The sequence below is a fragment of the Streptomyces sp. NPDC028419 genome, from assembly GCF_055565515.1.
This window is the reverse complement of sequence record NZ_JBVHUE010000034.1, coordinates 1-15,902: the sequence shown is the minus strand read 5'-3', so window position 1 is coordinate 15,902 and position 15,902 is coordinate 1. Positions and strand designations below refer to the sequence as shown.

14 protein-coding genes are annotated in these 15,902 nt (G+C 72.3%); 5 read left to right on the top strand and 9 right to left on the bottom strand.

Annotation, left to right across the window (positions count from 1 at the left end; genetic code table 11):
• The first annotated feature begins 60 nt into the window (after window positions 1–60).
• Both ACZ4UB_RS31515 and ACZ4UB_RS31510 read left to right on the top strand, forming a co-directional pair.
• A complete protein-coding gene (locus tag ACZ4UB_RS31515; RefSeq protein ID WP_468075430.1) occupies window positions 61–522 on the top strand; it encodes a MaoC family dehydratase in 462 nt (153 codons plus the stop codon).
• Between the two features lie 87 nt (window positions 523–609).
• Entirely contained in the window at window positions 610–2,004 is a 1,395-nt protein-coding gene (locus ACZ4UB_RS31510) for an NAD(P)/FAD-dependent oxidoreductase (RefSeq protein WP_468075428.1), read from the top strand.
• 68 nt (window positions 2,005–2,072) lie between these two features.
• On the opposite strand, the gene ACZ4UB_RS31505 is transcribed toward ACZ4UB_RS31510, so the two are convergent.
• The 7 genes from ACZ4UB_RS31505 to ACZ4UB_RS31475 form a co-directional block, all read right to left on the bottom strand.
• Complete coding sequence (locus ACZ4UB_RS31505; RefSeq protein WP_468075426.1) at window positions 2,073–3,047, bottom strand: Gfo/Idh/MocA family oxidoreductase; 975 nt, start codon at window positions 3,045–3,047, stop codon at window positions 2,073–2,075.
• 1 nt (window position 3,048) lies between these two features.
• A complete protein-coding gene (ligA, locus tag ACZ4UB_RS31500; RefSeq protein WP_468075424.1) occupies window positions 3,049–4,359 on the bottom strand; it encodes a protocatechuate 4,5-dioxygenase subunit alpha in 1,311 nt (436 codons plus the stop codon).
• Between the two features lie 25 nt (window positions 4,360–4,384).
• Entirely contained in the window at window positions 4,385–5,305 is a 921-nt protein-coding gene (locus tag ACZ4UB_RS31495) for an amidohydrolase family protein (protein ID WP_468075422.1), read from the bottom strand.
• On the bottom strand, window positions 5,305–5,994 hold the full coding sequence (gene ligK / locus ACZ4UB_RS31490) for a 4-carboxy-4-hydroxy-2-oxoadipate aldolase/oxaloacetate decarboxylase (RefSeq protein WP_468075420.1): 690 nt from the start codon (window positions 5,992–5,994) through the stop codon (window positions 5,305–5,307). The genes ACZ4UB_RS31495 and ligK overlap by 1 nt, the downstream gene beginning before the upstream one ends.
• Window positions 5,995–6,018: 24 nt before the next feature.
• A complete protein-coding gene (locus ACZ4UB_RS31485) occupies window positions 6,019–7,044 on the bottom strand; it encodes an amidohydrolase family protein (protein WP_468075418.1) in 1,026 nt (341 codons plus the stop codon).
• 26 nt (window positions 7,045–7,070) lie between these two features.
• The gene (locus tag ACZ4UB_RS31480; RefSeq protein ID WP_468075416.1) at window positions 7,071–8,282 is read right to left on the bottom strand and encodes a 4-hydroxybenzoate 3-monooxygenase; all 1,212 of its coding nucleotides are present in this window, start codon (window positions 8,280–8,282) and stop codon (window positions 7,071–7,073) included.
• Between the two features lie 104 nt (window positions 8,283–8,386).
• On the bottom strand, window positions 8,387–9,154 hold the full coding sequence (locus ACZ4UB_RS31475) for an IclR family transcriptional regulator (RefSeq protein WP_468075414.1): 768 nt from the start codon (window positions 9,152–9,154) through the stop codon (window positions 8,387–8,389).
• A 75-nt stretch (window positions 9,155–9,229) separates the two neighbouring features.
• Here ACZ4UB_RS31475 and ACZ4UB_RS31470 point away from each other — a divergent pair, with 75 nt between their 5' ends.
• Window positions 9,230–9,937, top strand: a complete 708-nt coding sequence (locus ACZ4UB_RS31470) for a substrate-binding domain-containing protein (RefSeq protein WP_468075412.1) — start codon at window positions 9,230–9,232, stop codon at window positions 9,935–9,937.
• Between the two features lie 87 nt (window positions 9,938–10,024).
• On the opposite strand, the gene ACZ4UB_RS31465 is transcribed toward ACZ4UB_RS31470, so the two are convergent.
• A complete protein-coding gene (locus ACZ4UB_RS31465) occupies window positions 10,025–11,761 on the bottom strand; it encodes an amidase (RefSeq protein WP_468075410.1) in 1,737 nt (578 codons plus the stop codon).
• A gap of 95 nt (window positions 11,762–11,856) precedes the next feature.
• Here ACZ4UB_RS31465 and ACZ4UB_RS31460 point away from each other — a divergent pair, with 95 nt between their 5' ends.
• Window positions 11,857–12,498, top strand: a complete 642-nt coding sequence (locus ACZ4UB_RS31460; protein ID WP_468075408.1) for a TetR/AcrR family transcriptional regulator — start codon at window positions 11,857–11,859, stop codon at window positions 12,496–12,498.
• 17 nt (window positions 12,499–12,515) lie between these two features.
• Here the strand turns inward: ACZ4UB_RS31460 and ACZ4UB_RS31455 are convergent, their stop codons facing one another.
• Window positions 12,516–12,824, bottom strand: a complete 309-nt coding sequence (locus tag ACZ4UB_RS31455; protein WP_468075406.1) for a hypothetical protein — start codon at window positions 12,822–12,824, stop codon at window positions 12,516–12,518.
• Between the two features lie 369 nt (window positions 12,825–13,193).
• Here ACZ4UB_RS31455 and ACZ4UB_RS31450 point away from each other — a divergent pair, with 369 nt between their 5' ends.
• On the top strand, window positions 13,194–15,800 hold the full coding sequence (locus ACZ4UB_RS31450) for a discoidin domain-containing protein (protein WP_468075404.1): 2,607 nt from the start codon (window positions 13,194–13,196) through the stop codon (window positions 15,798–15,800).
• Window positions 15,801–15,902 lie beyond the last annotated feature (102 nt).

Here is a 15,902-nt window from a genome sequence, read left to right as displayed (position 1 = left end):
CGAGCACCACGCTTCCCCCGGGCGCGCTCAGCGCCGCCCGCGCCATCGAAAGGTTTCCTCATGCCCATCGCCATCGCCGACGGCCTCGACGCACTCACCTCCCTCGGCGGAGCCGACCTCGGCCGCACCGAGTGGTTGGAGATCACGCAGGACCGCGTGAACACCTTCGCCGACGCCACCGACGACCACCAGTGGATCCACACCGACCCGGAGAGGGCCGAGGACGGGCCCTTCGGCGGCCCCATCGCCCACGGCTACCTCACCCTCTCCCTGATCATCCCGCTCTTCGGTGAGCTGCTCGGCATCACCGGCACCAGGATGAGCGTCAACTACGGCCTGGACAAGGTCCGTTTCCCCAGCCCCGTCCGGGTCGGCGCGAAGATCCGGCTGCACGGCGTCGTCGGCACGGTGGAGGAGGTCAAGGGCAACGGCGTACAGATGCCGATCACCTTCACCGTCGAGGTCGAGGGCAGCGCCAAGCCGGCCTGCGTCGCCGAGGCCGTCTACCGCCACTACGCCTGACCACCCCGGGCCGCCACGGCGGCGGGCCGGGCACCGATGGCCCCGCCCGCCGCCGGGCGGCTCCCGCGCACCACGAAGGAAGCCCCCATGGACCCCCTGCTGTCCCTCCGGGACGCCGCCCCGACCCCCTTCTGGCTCGACGACGCCCACCGCCCCGGGACCACCCCCGCCCTCGTCGGCTCCACCACCTGCGACCTGCTCGTCGTGGGCGGCGGGTACACGGGCCTGTGGAGCGCGCTCATCGCCAAGGAGCGCGATCCCTCCCTGGACGTCGTCCTCGTCGAGGGAAGGGAGGCCGGCGGCGCGGCTTCCGGCCGCAACGGCGGCTTCTGCGAGGCGAGTCTCACCCACGGCCTCTCCAACGGCCTGGACCGCTGGCCCCGCGAGATCGACACCCTCGAACGCCTCGGCCGCGAGAACCTCCGGGCCATGGAGGAGGCCCTCGCCCGCCACGGCATCGACTGCGACTGGGACCGCACCGGCTCACTCACCGTCGCCACCGAACCCCACCAGGTCGCCTGGCTCGCCGAGGAAGCGGAAGCGGCCGCGCGGCACGGCGCCACCGTCGCCCTCCTCGACGCCGACGCCGTCCGCGCCGAGATCGACTCCCCGACCTTCCTCGGCGCGGTCTGGAACAAGAGCGACGTCGCCATGGTCAACCCGGCCCGCCTCGCCTGGGGCCTCAAGCGCGCCTGCCTCGACCTCGGCGTCCGCATCCACGAACACACCCCCGCCCTCGCGCTCGACGAGCACGGCGCGGTCGTCTCGGTCCGTACCCCCTACGGGCGGATCACCGCCGGACGCGTGGCACTGGCCACCAACGCCCACCCCTCGCTGCTCCGCCGCCACCGCCCCTACACGGTGCCGGTCTACGACTACGCGCTGATGACCGAACCGCTGACCGAGCAGCAGCTCGCCTCGGTCGGCTGGCACAACCGGCAGGGCTGGGCCGACTCCGCCAACCACTTCCACTACGTACGGATCACCGCCGACCACCGCATCCTGTGGGGCGGCTACGACGCCGTCACCCACTTCCGCGGCCGGGTGGCCGCCGAACACGACCGGCGCCCCGAGACCTACGCGACCCTGGCCCGCCACTTCTTCACGGCCTTCCCGCAGCTGGAGGGCCTGCGCTTCAGCCATGCCTGGGGCGGTGCCATCGACACCAGTACCCGCTTCTGCGTCTTCTTCGACACCAGCCACCGGGGCAAGGTCGCCTACGCGGCCGGATTCACCGGCCTCGGCGTCGGCGCGACCCGCTTCGGCGCCGAGGTGATGCTGGACCTGCTGGCCGGCGCGACGACCGAGCGCACCGCCCTCGACCTCGTACGCCGCAAGCCGCTGCCCTTCCCGCCCGAGCCCTTCCGCTCGATCGGCATCGGCATCACCCAGAAGTCCCTGACCCGCGCCGACCGCAACGAGGGCCGACGCGACCTCTGGCTGCGCACCCTGGACCGCCTCGGTCTCGGCTTCGGCAGCTGACCGCACGCCAGAACGGGCTCCCCGTGCCGAGCGGCACGGGGAGCCCGTTCCGGCGTTCTGTGACGTGCTCAGAAGCCCGAGGTCGCGCTCAGCTGCTCCTCCAGGGCCGCCAGCGTCCGGTAGCAGGACATGACCTGGGCGATGGAGGAGTTCGGTTCGCGGCCCTCGCGGATCGCGGCGACGAACTCGCGGTCCTGCAGCTCGATGCCGTCCATCGAGACGTCGACCCCGCTGACGTCGATCGGCTCGTCCTTGCCGGTGAACAGGTCGTCGTAACGGGCGAGGTAGGTGCCGGTGTCGCCGATGTAGCGGAAGAACGTGCCCAGCGGCCCGTCGTTGTTGAACGACAGGGACAGGGTGCAGATCGCGCCGTTCGCCGCGCGCAGCTGGACCGACATGTCCATCGCGATGCCGAGCTCCGGGTGGATCGGACCCTGGACGACGTTGGCCCGCACGATCGGCGAACCGGTCTGGTGGGCGAAGAGGTCGACGGTGTGCGCCGCGTGGTGCCACAGCAGGTGGTCGGTCCACGAGCGCGGCTGCCCGAGGGCGTTGAGGTTCGTACGGCGGAAGAAGTACGTCTGCACGTCCATCTGCTGGATGTGGTACTCGCCGGCCTGGATCCGCCGCCGCACCCACTGGTGGCTCGGGTTGAAGCGCCGGGTGTGGCCCACCATGGCGACCAGCCCGGTGCGTTCCTGCGCCGCCAGGCACGCCTCGGCGTCGGCGAGGGAGGAGGCGAGGGGGATCTCGACCTGTACGTGCTTGCCGGCGTCGAGGCAGGCCAGCGTCTGCGCGGCGTGCATCGGGGTGGGCGTGGCGAGGATGACGGCGTCGACGTCGTCCATCGCCAGCACCTCGTCCAGGGAGGCCACGGCGCGGCCGACGCCCTGCTCCGCGGCGAACTTCCGCGCGGTGTCGAGGGTGCTGCTCACGACGGCGGCCACCTCGACGCCCTCGATCCGCTTCAGCGCGGCCGCGTGTTTGGCGCCGAAGGCGCCGCCGCCGGCCAGGGCGATCCGCAGGGTTCGGTCGTCGGTCATGTCAGTTGACTCCTTCGGCGGGCTCCTGGGCCCGGGGGTGGTTCTCGAGGATCAGATGGCCGACGGCGGTGTTGGACGCCGGCACGTGGTAGAAGCGGTGCTTGACCTCGACCCGTCCGGCCCCGTCGACGTCGCTCATCGCCCCGCGGGCGATCAGCCACATGACGAGCTCGATGCCTTCCGAGCCGGCTTCCTCGACGTACTCCAGGTGCGGCACGCGCGACAGCCCGACCGGATCCGCGACCAGCCGGTCGAGGAAGGCCCGGTCCCATTCCCGGTTGATCAGACCGGCGCGCGGGCCCTGCAACTGGTGGCTCATGCCGCCTGTGCCCCACACCTGGACCTTCAGCGGTTCGTCGTACGACTCGATCGCCTTGCGCAGTGCCCGGCCGAGCGTGAAGCACCGGGCGCCCGAGGGCACCGGGTACTGCACCACGTTGACGTGGAACGGGATCACCTTGCACGGCCACTTCTCGACGTCCCCGAACATCAGCGACAGCGGGACGGTCAGGCCGTGGTCGACGGTCATCTCATTGGCGAGCGTGAGGTCGAAGTCGTCCCTGATCAACGAGTGCGCGATGTGGGCGGCCAGGTCCGGGTCGCCCTCGATGCCGGGGACCGGGCGGGGGCCGTACCCCTCGTCGGCGGTGGCGTAGGTCGCGCCGGTGCCGAGCACGAACGTCGGGATCAAGGACAGGTCGAAAGCGGACGCGTGGTCGTTGTAGACCAGGAAGATCACGTCCGGGAGGTTCTCCCGCTCCCACGCCTTGGAGAACTCGTACCCCTCGAAGACCGGCCTCCAATAGGGCTCGTCCGTCTTGTCGTGGTCCATCGCCGCGCCGATCGCCGGCACGTGCGAGGTGAAGACCGCGCCGGTGATCACGGCGTGTTCGGCCGGGGGAGCCGGATCGGTGTGCGCCGCCTCCAGGACGGCGTGATCGATGCGGTTGCCCTCGACGGAGCGGCCGCCACCGACCATCATCGCGCGGTACTCCTCCTCGGTCATCCCCGTCATCGAACCGGCCATCTGCTGGAACGAGAAGCCCAGCGTCGCGCCCCACTTGGCGAGGAAGTAGATGTTGCCGCCCTCGTCCATCGCGGCGTTGAGGTCCCGGTCGAGCAGCGCCTGCTTCTGCTCCTCCCGCAGCGGCCACGCGTCCAGGTAGGCCCGCTCGTCGGCGAGGTAGCGCTCGCGGTTCTCCGCCGTCATCAGCGACATGCAGAACTGGTTGAGGTGGTAGCCCCGGGCGGACTGTTCGGCGTCGAAGACGGTGGTCCCCGGCACCAGCTTGTAGGTCTTGTCCAGTGACAAGGTCGGGCTCCGATCGTGAGACGGGTCAGCCGGCGTCGGGCCAGTACAGGCGCATCGGGTTGTCGACGAGGAGCCGTTGGCGCAGCTGCGGCGTCGGCGCGATGCCCGGGACGAAGTCGACGAGCAGACCGTCGTCGGGCATGTGGGTGGCGAGGTTCGGGTGCGGCCAGTCCGTGCCCCACAGCACCCGGTCGGGGAACTCCTCGACCACGCGGCGGGCGAAGGGGACGACGTCGCGGTACGCCGACCGCTCGCCGTCGAGGGCCGGCGGGCCGGTCGAGGACAGCCGTTCGGGGCAGGTCACCTTGCACCAGATGTCCGGCCCGGCCCGCATGAAGTCCAGGAACGCCTCGAACTCGGGGCCGTACGGGTCCTTGGTGACATCGGGCCGGCCCATGTGGTCGATGACCAGCGCAACCGGTATCGACAGGAGGAAGTCGCGCAGGTCGGCGAGGTCGGACGCCTCGAAGTAGACGACGACGTGCCACCCGTAGGGGGCGATCCGCTCGGCGACGGCCCGCAGGTCGCGGTGCGGCGCCGCGTCGACGAGCCGCTTGACGAAGTTGAACCGCACGCCGCGCACGCCGGCCTCGTGCAGCTCCCGCAGCTCGGCGTCGGAGACCTCCGGCCGCACGGTCGCCACGCCCCTGGCCAGCCCTCCCGAGGAGCGCAGGGCGTCGACCATGGCGCTGTTGTCGGCGCCGTGACAGGTCGCCTGGACCACGACGTTGCGGGTGAAGCCCAGGTGGTCGCGCAGCGCGAAGAGCTGGTCCTTGGACGCGTCGCACGGGGTGTACTTGCGTTCGGGCGCGAACGGGAACGCGGCTCCCGGGCCGAACACGTGGCAGTGCGCGTCGACGGCCCCCTCGGGCAGCCGCAGCCGCGGCCGGCTCGGGTCGGCGTACCAGTCCAGCCAGCCGGGGGTCTTCTCGAAGCTCGTCATCATCAGTCCTCGTAGCGCAGGCCGAGCTCGGCCAGCGGGCCGCGCATGGCGTACAGGTCCAGGCCGAGTTCGCCCGCGCGGAACCGCACCCGCTTGCTCTCCTCGCCGGCCTCGCGCCGGGCGGCCGCCCCGGCGACCTCGGCGGCCCGCTCGCGCGGCACCACCACGACGCCGTCGCGGTCCGCCACGACGACATCGCCCGGCCTGACCAGGGCGTTGGCGCAGACCACCGGCACGTTGACCGAACCGAGGGTGGCCTTGACGGTGCCCTTGGCGTTGACCGCCCGGGCGAAGACCGGGAAGTCCATCTCCTCCAGCTCGGCCACGTCGCGCACGCCCGCGTCGATGACCAGGCCCCGGCCGCCACGGGCGCGGAACGAGGTGGCGAGCAGTTCGCCGAAGAACCCGTCCTCGCTCTCCGTCGTGCAGGCCGCGACCACCACGTCGCCGTCCTGGATCTGCTCCGCGGCGACGTGGAGCATCCAGTTGTCGCCGGGTTGCAGCAGCACGGTCACCGCCGGCCCGCACATCCGGGCCCGGGTGTAGGCGGGACGCAGGTACGGGCGCATCAGGCCCACCCGACCCATCGCCTCGTGGACGGTCGCGACGCCGAACGCCGACAGCGCGGCCACGTCCTTCGGGTCGGCGCGGGTGATCGCGGTGTGGACGACACCGAGCCGGGTGTGTTCCATGTGTCCCTCTCCTGGGGCAGGTGGTCAGTGGCCGGCGGCGGAGAGCCGGGCGGCGAGTCGGGGGTAGACGCGCAGGGCGTTGCCGCAGTAGACGGCGTCCCGTTCCTCGTGGGTGAGGTTCGCGGTGGCGTCCACGTAGCGCTTCGTGTCGTCGAAGTGGTGTCCGGTGTGCGGGTCGATGTCGCGGACGGCGCCGATCATCTCGCTGGCGAACAGCACGGACCGGCTGGGCACCACCCGCGTGAGCAGGTCGATGCCGGGCTGGTGGTACACGCAGGTGTCGAAGAAGACGTTGTCCAGCAGCGTCTCGGGGTCCGGTCGGCCCAGCGCCATCGCCAGACCGCGGAAGCGACCCCAGTGGTAGGGCACCGCGCCGCCGCCGTGCGGGATCACGAACCGCAGCGAGGGGAAGTCGGCGAACAGATCGCCCTGGACCAGCTGCATGAACGCCGTGGTGTCCGCGTTCAGGTAGTGGGCGCCCGTCGTGTGGAAGGCCGGGTTGCAGGAGGTGCTGACGTGGATCATCGCGGGGACGTCGTACTCGACCATCGCCTCGTAGAGCGGGTACCAGCTCCGGTCCGTCAGCGGTGGCGCGGTCCACCCGCCGCCCGACGGATCGGGATTGAGGTTGACCGTCACCGCGCCGAGTTCCTCGACCGCGCGGCGCAGTTCGGGCAGGCAGGTGGCCGGGTCGACGCCCGGCGACTGCGGCAGCATGGCGCCCATCGCGAAGCGGTCGGGATAGAGCCCGCTGACGCGATGGACCAGATCGTTGCAGATCCGCGCCCACGTCGCGGAGACCCGGAAGTCGCCGATGTGGTGGGCCATGAAGCTGGCCCGCGGGGAGAAGATCGTCAGGTCGCTGCCCCGCTCGTCCATGAGGCGCACCTGGTTGCCCTCGACGGCCTCGCGGAGGTCGTCGTCGGTGATGGCGAGGTCGTCGGGATCGGGCGCGTCCGCGGGGGAGCCGACCGCCGCGACCTGCCGGTCACGCCAGCGGGCCAACTGCGGCGGCGCCGTGGTGAAGTGACCGTGACAGTCGATGATCATGGGTTGTCTCCTTGGGGTCGTCGGGGTCAGCCCCGGGAGCGGACGGGCCAGCCCGTGTACTGCTCGGCGAGATAGGTGCGGCCGGAGCGCGTGCCCACCACGCCCTCCAGCTCACCGAGTTGGCGCCGCAGGTCGAACGGGCTGGCGCCGGGCGGGGTGTGCAGCAGTTGGGTCATCCAGTGGGAGAAGTTCTGCGCCCGCCAGATCCGTTGCAGCGCGCGCGGCTGGTAGTCCTCCAACGCGGCCTCGCCCGCGCCGGCGAGTGCCCGCAGGAGGACCTCGGCCAGGACCTTCACGTCGTGCAGGGCGAGATTGAGTCCGCGGGCGCCGGTCGGCGGCACGGTGTGCGCGGCGTCCCCGGCGAGCACCATCGAGCCCCAGCGCATCGGCTCCTGCACGAACGACCGGAAGCGCAGCACCGTCTTGTCCAGGATCGGGCCCTCCTGGAGTCGGAAGCCGTCCTCGCCGGCCACCCGGGCCTGGAGCGTCTCCCAGACGCGGTCGTCCGGCCAGGCGCCCGTGGGCTCGTCGGGGGAGCACTGGAAGTACATCCGCTGTACGGTCTCGGTCCGCTGGCTGATCAGCGCGAACCCGTGCGCGGAATGGGCGTAGACCAGCTCGGGCGCGCTCGGCGGTGCCTCGGCCATGATGCCGAACCAGGCGAAGGGGTACTCCTTGCCGTACCGCACCCGCCGGTCCTCGGGGACCAGGCCCCGGCACATGCTGCGGGACCCGTCCGCGCCGACCACGTACCGTGCGCGGACCTCGTGCCGGGTTCCGTCGGCCGCGGTGTACCGGACCCGCGGAGCGCTGGTGGTGACGTCGAGGACCTCGGTGTCCGCGACCCCGAAGTGGACCGTGCCGCCGTCGCGGTCCCGCGCGTCGGCCAGGTCGATGAACACGTCGGTCTGCGGGTAGAGCCACACCGACTCGCCGACCAGCGACTTGAAGTGGATCCTGTGCGCCCGGCCGCCGAACCGCAGCTCGGTGCCTTCGTGTTCGTGGCCGTCGCGCAGGACGCGGTCGCTGACGCCGGTCTCGACCAGGTCCCGGGCCGCGTCGGCCTCCAGGATGCCGGCCCGCTGCGTCGTCTCGATCTCGCGCCGGGTGCGGGTGTCGACCACGATCGTGTCGACTCCGGCCCGCCCCAGCCGGTGGGCGAGCATCAGGCCGGCAGGACCGGCGCCGATGACCGCGACGGGAACCGAGGCAACGGTGTCGACGACGGCGTCGGCCATGACATCTCCTGAGCAACGGTGAACGTTCCGAACACGTCGAACGTTGACACCCAGGGCCCGGGCCGGTCTCCGGCGTTTCCGTCAGGCGGAAGCCCGCTCGGATCTCAGGGGGTGGGGCGGGTGCGCCGGCCGAGCTCGTCGGAGATCCCGTACGCGGCCCTCAGCAGTGGCTCGCGCAGTCCGCGCGCGCGGCTCGCCCCACGCGCCGTGATCACGATCCCCAGAGCGGCGCTGACCGGCCCGTTCCGGCCGATCCGCACGGGCGCGGACACCGCGACGGTGCTCTCCGAGAGCTGCCGGTCGCTGACGAAGACCTGTTCGCGACGGATCCGGTCCAGCTGCGTGCGCAGCGTCTTCGGGTCGGTGACGGTGTGCGGGGTCCAGGCCCGCAGCGGCGATCCGAGGACCTCCTCCTGGAGGTCCGGCGGCGCGTGGGCGAGCAGCACCCGCCCCATCCCGGTGGAGCCGATCGGGAAACGGGCTCCCACCATCGTCATCAGCTCCACCGACCGGTGCCCGGCGATCCGCTCGACGAACACCAGCTCCGTGCCCTCGCGCACCGCGAGTTGGACGTTCTCGTGGGTCGCCTCGTAGAGGTCCTGCATGAAGGGCAGCGCCACATCGCGCAGGATCTGGGTGCGCGGACATCCCGAGGCGATCTCCCAGAGCCGCAGCCCGACGTGCCACGACCCGTCCTCCCCGCGCTCCAACGCTCCCCACGCCGCCAGCTCGGCGACCACGCGGTGCGTCGTGCTCAGGGCCAGCCCGGTGCGCTGGGCGATCTCCGACAGTGTCTGCGAGGTGTGCTCGCGGTCGAAGGCCGCGAGGACGTCGAGGACCTTTCCAGCCGCCGTGCTCCGGGTTGCGCTCACCCGGTCAGTTTCGCAGACCCGCGTGGAGCGGCCCCGACGAGCGCCGTACGATCTGCCGGACACCGAGGAGGCGACGTGAACACAGTGATCTCCGGGCTGTCTTCGATGGCGACACGGCTGCTGCTGGCCGAGTTGTCCGAGCGGATCCGGCTCGTGCACGGGCTTGCCGTGCGTTTCGAGGCCGCCGGCGGGGTCGACATCGCACGGCGGGTGCGCGAGGGCGCCGAGGCGGATCTGCTCGTGCTCGCCGACGGAGCCTTGACCGCGCTGGAGGAGGAGGGTCACCTCCTGGCCGGCACGGCGCGGCCGCTGTGGATCTCCCAGGTCGTGGCCGCCGTGCCGGCGGGATCACCGGTTCCGGTGCTCGAATCGGAATCCGATCTGCGCGCCGCTCTGCGGTCCGCGGAGAAGGTCGCCTACTCCACCGGTCCGAGCGGGACGGCCCTGCTCGATCTGATCGGCCGGCTGGGTCTCGCCGACGCGCTCGCCGGCCGGCTGGTCCAGGCGCCGCCGGGCGTGCCGGTCGGCAGCCTGCTGTCCTGCGGCCAGGCCGACTTGGCGTTTCAGCAGCACAGCGAGCTGATGGACCTGCCGGGCGTCACCATCGCCGGGCCGCTGCCGGGGGACACCGCCATCACCTCGACGTTCAGCGCGGGCGTACTGGCCTCGGCCGCCCGGCCCGGCCTCGCTCTGCGGGCCCTCGACTTCTTCGGCTCCGGCACGGGGGCGGAGATCGCCCGGGCCCGGGGCATGCGGGCTTCGGGGGACGGCGACGGCGCCTGACGTACGGCAAGCCGGGGCGGGCACCGGAGCCCCCGCGTGCCCACGAGGGCTACGGCCCGGACCTCACAGCGGCTTCGGCCGGTCGGGTCACTCCCGCGGCAGGCGGGGGGTGCGCGGCGGGGGCGTGCGCCGGGTGCCGGTCCTTTCGAAGGCGGCGGCGAGGGTCAGCAGGGCGTTGTCGTCGTAGGCGCGGCCGGCGAAGGTCAGGCCGACGGGCATGCCGGTGTCCGTCATGGTGCCCATGGGCACGGTCACGGTCGGGATGCCGAGGTGGCGGGGGACCAGGTTGCCGTTCGCGACCCAGACGCCGTTGCGCCAGCCGAGGTCGGCGGACGCCGTGTCGACGTCCATGTCCGCGGGGCCCACGTCCGCGACGGCGGGGAAGACCACCGCGTCCAGGCCCAGGCCGTCCATCCACAGCTCCAGGTCGACCCGGCGCGTCTCCTCCAGCCCGCGCAGCCCCTGTTCGAGGAGCGGCATGTCGGTGAGGGAGGCGTACGGCCGCTCGCGCACGAAGCGCGGGTAGTCGCCGACGGTGTCGTCGAAGCCGTCGTAGCGGTCGGGGAGTTCGCCCTCCCGCTTGGGCCAGATGCGGGCGCCGTCGACCTCGGCCAGGGTGGAGAGCGCCGGGTCGCCGTTGGCGCGCAGGAAGTCGTCCCAGGCCCAGGCGGACAGGTCCTCGATCTCGAAGGTGAGGTAGTCGCGGCCGACCAGTCCGCGGGTGAACAGGGAGGGCGCGCCGGGGCGGTCGGCCTCGTAGTTCGACACGACGGGGAAGTCGACCTCGACGACCTCGGCGCCGGCGGCCTCCAGGTCGCGGCGGGCGGCTTCCCACAGGGCGATGACCGAGGGGCGGGTGTCGATGCGCTGCCCGGTCTGGCCGCCGATGCCGCCGTCCGGGTGCGTTCCGGCCTCGGGGTCGGCGTTGATGTACATGCGGGGCACGCCGACGCGCCTGCCGGCCAGTGCGTCGGACGCGGTCCCGGCGTCGGCGGGCGCGAGGGCCGGGTAGGAGGCGGGGCGCACCTGTGACGGTGCGGGCAGGTCCACCCACGGCTGGGCGCGCCACAGGTCCCCGCGCGGGTTCGGGTCGTCGGCGACGATGACGTCGAGCAGTTCGAGCAGGTCGGCCATGGTGCGGGTGTGCGGGACGACCACGTCCATGGTCGGTACGAGCGGCCAGTTGCCGCGGGTCGAGATCACGCCGCGGCTCGGGGTGTAGGCGCACAGCGCGTTGTTCGAGGCGGGGGCGCGGCCCGAGGACCAGGTCTCCTCGCCGAGGCCGAAGGCGCCGAACGACGCCGCCGTCGCGGTGCCGGAGCCGTTGGAGGACCCGGATCCGTAGGCGCTGGTGAGCCACTCGGCGCTGTACGGGCTCTCCGCGCGGCCGTACACGCCGCGCTGCATGCCGCCGTTGGCCATCGGCGGCATGTTGGTCAGGCCGATGAGGACGGCGCCGCCGGCGCGCAGCCGCTCGATGGCGAAGGCGTCGCGCTGAGCGACGAGGTGCTCGAAGGCGGGGGAGCCGGACGCGGCCGTCAGGCCCTTCGCGAGGTAGCTGTCCTTCGCGGTGTACGGGATGCCGTCCAGCGGGCCGAGGGTCTCGCCGCGTGCGCGGCGGGCGTCGGAGGCCGCCGCTTCGGCGCGGGCGTCCGGGTTCATCACGACCATGGCGTTGAGGGCCGTGGCCGTACCGGGCCGGTCGTACGCGTCGATCCGCGCGAGGTAGGCGTCGAGCAGGCCGACCGCGGTGGTCTCGCCCTTCTCCAGCGCCGCGCGCAGGTCGGCGATACAGGTCTCCACAACATCGAATCCGCGCGTCATACGGCTGTCTCCTGGAATGGCGGAACTGACTAGATTTTCAGTCTAGAGCAATAATCTAGACTAAGAATCTAAACCCATGGAACCGAGGTGTGCTCATGTCGACGTCAGGGGCCTGGCCGGCCCGCCCCGCGGTGGACAGGAAGCGTCAGCCCAGCGGGGACGAGGCGCGGGGGCGGGCGATGCGGGCCGCCATCAGCGTCATCGCGGAGAAGGGCACCGCGGGCCTGAGGATGTCGGACATCGCCGCGCGGGCCGGCATGAGCACCGGGCACATCCTCTATCACTTCGGCAAGAAGGACCGGCTGCTGCTCGAAGTCCTCGCCTGGAGCCAGGCCGACCTCTGGGCCCGCTTCGAGCGGGCCACCGAGCAGGCCGCGTCCCCCGCCGAGAAGCTGGACCTCTTCGTCCGCTCCTACCTGCCCCGCCACCAGGGCGACGAACGCTACGCGCTGTGGACGCAGGTGCTGGCCCAGCGCCACGACGAGGCGGGCCGGCGCACCCTCACCGCACTGCTGGACGGCTGGGACGAGCGGCTGGAGGCCATCCTCCGCGAGGGCCGGGACCTGGGGCACTTCGCCGAAGTGGACCTTCCCGAGTTCACCATCCGGGCCGTGGCCATGCTGAGCGGCCTCTCCGAAGACGTGATGTTCGGGCGGTCCCGCTGGCAGCACACCTCCGCGCACGCCTTCGCCCTGTCCGCCCTCGAACGGGAACTGCGCCCGACCGGGCGGGCGTGACGACGTACGCGGGATTCTCAGGCGCAGGCTCCGGCGGCTGCCCCGGCCGCCGCTCGGGAGCGGGGCCGGGTATCGGATGAGGCGTGGTGGGCGATCCGCATCCTGGTCCCGGCGAATTCCACCGTCTCGCCCGGCAGGATGAGCAGTCCCGGCTCGCCGTCGGAGCCGGACCCCACCGGCCGGACCTGGACCGCCGGGCCCAGGCCGCCGGCCATGAACACCATCGGGTCGACCTCCCAGCCGTGGTCGGCCAGCCAGCGCTCCAGCGCCGCGCTGTCCGCCGCCTCCGCCCCGCGAGGCCATGCGTACGCAGTCGTGCTCTCCATGCCTACCCCCTGTAGCTGATGGGACCACCGGCCCAGATGGTGCCACCTGCCTACGACACTGCCCCCTGGGTTTCGGAGGCGACAACTCGCCTGGAAGTGGCTCTCCTTGAGGCTTCAAGGTAGGGGGTCGCTTCGTCCTGCGGATCGAAGTCCCTTATGCCGGTTGCGCCTTGGAAGCTGTGCATGGCGGGTGTGGGCGACACCACTCGAAGGTGGTGCGTCGTGACGCCGTCGGGTCCGGTGGAGCGGACGGCTCCGCCTGTGGCGGCGTCAGTTCGCATCAACTCTCGTTTTAGGGCGGCGAGTTGGAGTGCGCTGACCTATCTTCTAGTGGCTCGCAGCGGTTCACTTTTCGCCCAGGAGGTCCGATTGCATCCCAGACGCACCGGCACCAGCGCCCGCACCCGTAACGGCACCCGCACCCGCACCCGCATCCGCACCCTGACCCTTTCGCGAGCTCTGCGCCGCTCCCACCTGCTCATCGCCTTCGCCCTCGGCTCGCTGCTCGTCGGCATCACCCCCCTGCTCGGTGTGGCGAGCACCGGGCGCGCCGGCCGGGACCCGGCGTCGCGGCCGGCGCCCGTGCCCTTCGACCAGCAGACGGCGAAACAGTCGCCGCACCACGGCGTGGCCCCGGCGAACGCGATGGAACCCACGGCTCCGCTCCTCGACCGGACCGGATGGACGGCCACGGCGAGCGACGAGGAGACCAGCGCGGAGAACGGTCGAGCGGCAGGCGTCCTGGACGGGAACACGGCCACCATCTGGCACAGCAAGTGGTCCGGGACCCCGACCCCGCTGCCGCACACCATCACCCTCGACATGCACCGCACGGCGGTGGTCTCGGCGCTCCTCTACCAGCCCCGCACCGACGGACCCAACGGGCGCGTCGGCGAGTACAGCATCAGCGTGAGCGCGGACGGCCAGAACTGGGGCGCCCCGGTCGCCACCGGCACCCTCGCGGACGACGCGAGCGCCAAGACCCTCGGCTTCGCCCCGCAGGGCGCCCGGTTCGTCCGGCTCACCGCCACCACCGAGGCCGGCAACCGCGGCCCGTGGAGCTCCGCCGCGGAACTCAACCTGCTGGGCGACCCCGGAACCCCGGCCGCCACCGTCGACCTGCCCCGGACCGGATGGACGGCCACGGCGAGCGACGAGGAGACCAGCGCGGCGAACGGCCGGGCGGCAGGCGTCCTCGACGGTGACGCCGCCACCATCTGGCACAGCAAGTACTCCGGGACCCCGACCCCGCTGCCGCACACCATCACCATCGACACGCACCGCACGATGGCCGTCTCCGCCCTGGTCTACCAACCCCGCAACGACGGCCCCAACGGGCGCGCGGGCGCGTACACCATCAGCACCAGCACCGACGGCACCACCTTCGGCGCGCCGGTCGCCGCGGGCACCTGGCGCGACGACGACACCGTCAAGACCGCCACCTTCACCCGCACCGAGAACGCCCGCTACATACGCCTGCGCGTGACCAGCGAGGCCGGCAACCGCGGCCCCTGGACCTCCGCCGCGGAGATACGCCTGAGCGGCCCGGCCAACCCGGCCGCGCACGGCTCCTGGGGCCGGATCACCGGCTTCCCCCTGGTGCCGGTGGCCACCGCCGTCCTGCCCGGTGACAAGCTCCTGGCCTGGTCGGCGTACGCGGTCGACCGGTTCGGCGGCAGCAACGGCTACACGCAGACCGCGATCCTGGACCTGAAGACGGGCAAGGTCACCCAGCGCCGCATCGACAACACCGGCCACGACATGTTCTGCCCGGGCATCGTGATGCTGGCCGACGGCCGGGTCCTGGTCACCGGCGGCAGCAACGCGGAGAAGGCGAGCATCTACGACCCGGCCACCGATGCCTGGTCCGCGACCGCCAGCATGAACATCGCCCGCGGCTACCAGGCCATGACCCTGCTCTCCACCGGCGAGGCCTTCGTCCTCGGCGGATCCTGGAGCGGAGTCGCGGGTGACAAGGCCGGCGAGGTCTGGTCCCCGGACACCCGCACCTGGCGCAGGCTGCCCGGCGTCCCCGCCGCCCCGGCGATGACGGCCGATCCGGCCGGCGCCTACCGCGCGGACAACCACATGTGGCTGCACGCCACCTCCGACGGCAAGGTGCTCCAGCTGGGACCGAGCAAGCAGATGAACTGGATCACGACCGGTGGCAGCGGGAGCATCACCGCCGCCGGCACCCGGGCCGACAGTCAGGACGCCATGACCGGCAACGCCGTCGCGTACGACATCGGCAAGCTGCTCACCCTGGGCGGCTCGCCCGCGTACGAGAAGACGCCCGCCACCCGGCGCGCGTACACCGTCGGCATCGACGGCAACCAGGTCCGGGCCGCGCGCACGGGAGACATGGGTCACGCCCGCGCCTTCGGCAACAGCGTCGTCCTGCCCGACGGCAAGGTCGCCGTCTTCGGCGGACAGGCGTACCCGGTGCCGTTCAGCGACGCCACGTCCGTGCTGACCCCCGAGCTGTGGGACCCGGCGACCGGGAGCTTCACCCAGCTCGCCACCATGGCCATCCCGCGCAACTACCACAGCGTGGCGAACCTCCTGCCCGACGGACGGATCTTCTCCGGCGGCGGCGGCCTGTGCGGCGACTGCGCCACCAACCACGCCGACGGGGCCGTGTTCACCCCGCCGTACCTGCTGAACGCCGACGGCTCGGCCAAGGCGCGTCCCGTCATCACCGGCGGCGTACCGCCCCGGGCCGTCGCCGGCGCGCAGCTCACCGTCACGGCCGAGGGGCCGGTGGCCTCCTTCGTCCTGATGCGGGCCGCGGCCGCGACCCACTCCACGGACAACGACCAGCGACGGGTCCCGCTGGTGTCCACGGCCGCGGCCACCGGCACGTACGCGGTCTCCGTCCCGGCGGACAAGGGCGTGGTCCTGCCCGGCACCTACATGCTCTTCGCCCTGGACTCCCAGGGGGTGCCGAGCACCGCCCGGTTCATCACCGTCACCTGACGGTACGGGCGCGGGGGGGGGGGGGGGGGGGGGGGGGGGGGGGGGGGGGGGGGGGGGGGGGGGGGGGGGGGGGGGGGGGGGGGGGGGGGGGGGGGGGGGGGG

What these genes read in the sequence shown, in the direction of transcription:
- ACZ4UB_RS31515 (WP_468075430.1), top strand. Translation starts at nt 61, where the DNA reads ATGCCCATCGCCATCGCCGACGGCCTCGACGCACTCACCTCCCTCGGC.
- ACZ4UB_RS31510 (WP_468075428.1), top strand. Translation starts at nt 610, where the DNA reads ATGGACCCCCTGCTGTCCCTCCGGGACGCCGCCCCGACCCCCTTCTGG.
- ACZ4UB_RS31505 (WP_468075426.1), bottom strand. Translation starts at nt 3,047, where the DNA reads ATGACCGACGACCGAACCCTGCGGATCGCCCTGGCCGGCGGCGGCGCC.
- ACZ4UB_RS31495 (WP_468075422.1), bottom strand. Translation starts at nt 5,305, where the DNA reads ATGATGACGAGCTTCGAGAAGACCCCCGGCTGGCTGGACTGGTACGCC.
- ligK (WP_468075420.1), bottom strand. Translation starts at nt 5,994, where the DNA reads ATGGAACACACCCGGCTCGGTGTCGTCCACACCGCGATCACCCGCGCC.
- ACZ4UB_RS31485 (WP_468075418.1), bottom strand. Translation starts at nt 7,044, where the DNA reads ATGATCATCGACTGTCACGGTCACTTCACCACGGCGCCGCCGCAGTTG.
- ACZ4UB_RS31480 (WP_468075416.1), bottom strand. Translation starts at nt 8,282, where the DNA reads ATGGCCGACGCCGTCGTCGACACCGTTGCCTCGGTTCCCGTCGCGGTC.
- ACZ4UB_RS31465 (WP_468075410.1), bottom strand. Translation starts at nt 11,761, where the DNA reads ATGACGCGCGGATTCGATGTTGTGGAGACCTGTATCGCCGACCTGCGC.
- ACZ4UB_RS31460 (WP_468075408.1), top strand. Translation starts at nt 11,857, where the DNA reads ATGTCGACGTCAGGGGCCTGGCCGGCCCGCCCCGCGGTGGACAGGAAG.
- ACZ4UB_RS31455 (WP_468075406.1), bottom strand. Translation starts at nt 12,824, where the DNA reads ATGGAGAGCACGACTGCGTACGCATGGCCTCGCGGGGCGGAGGCGGCG.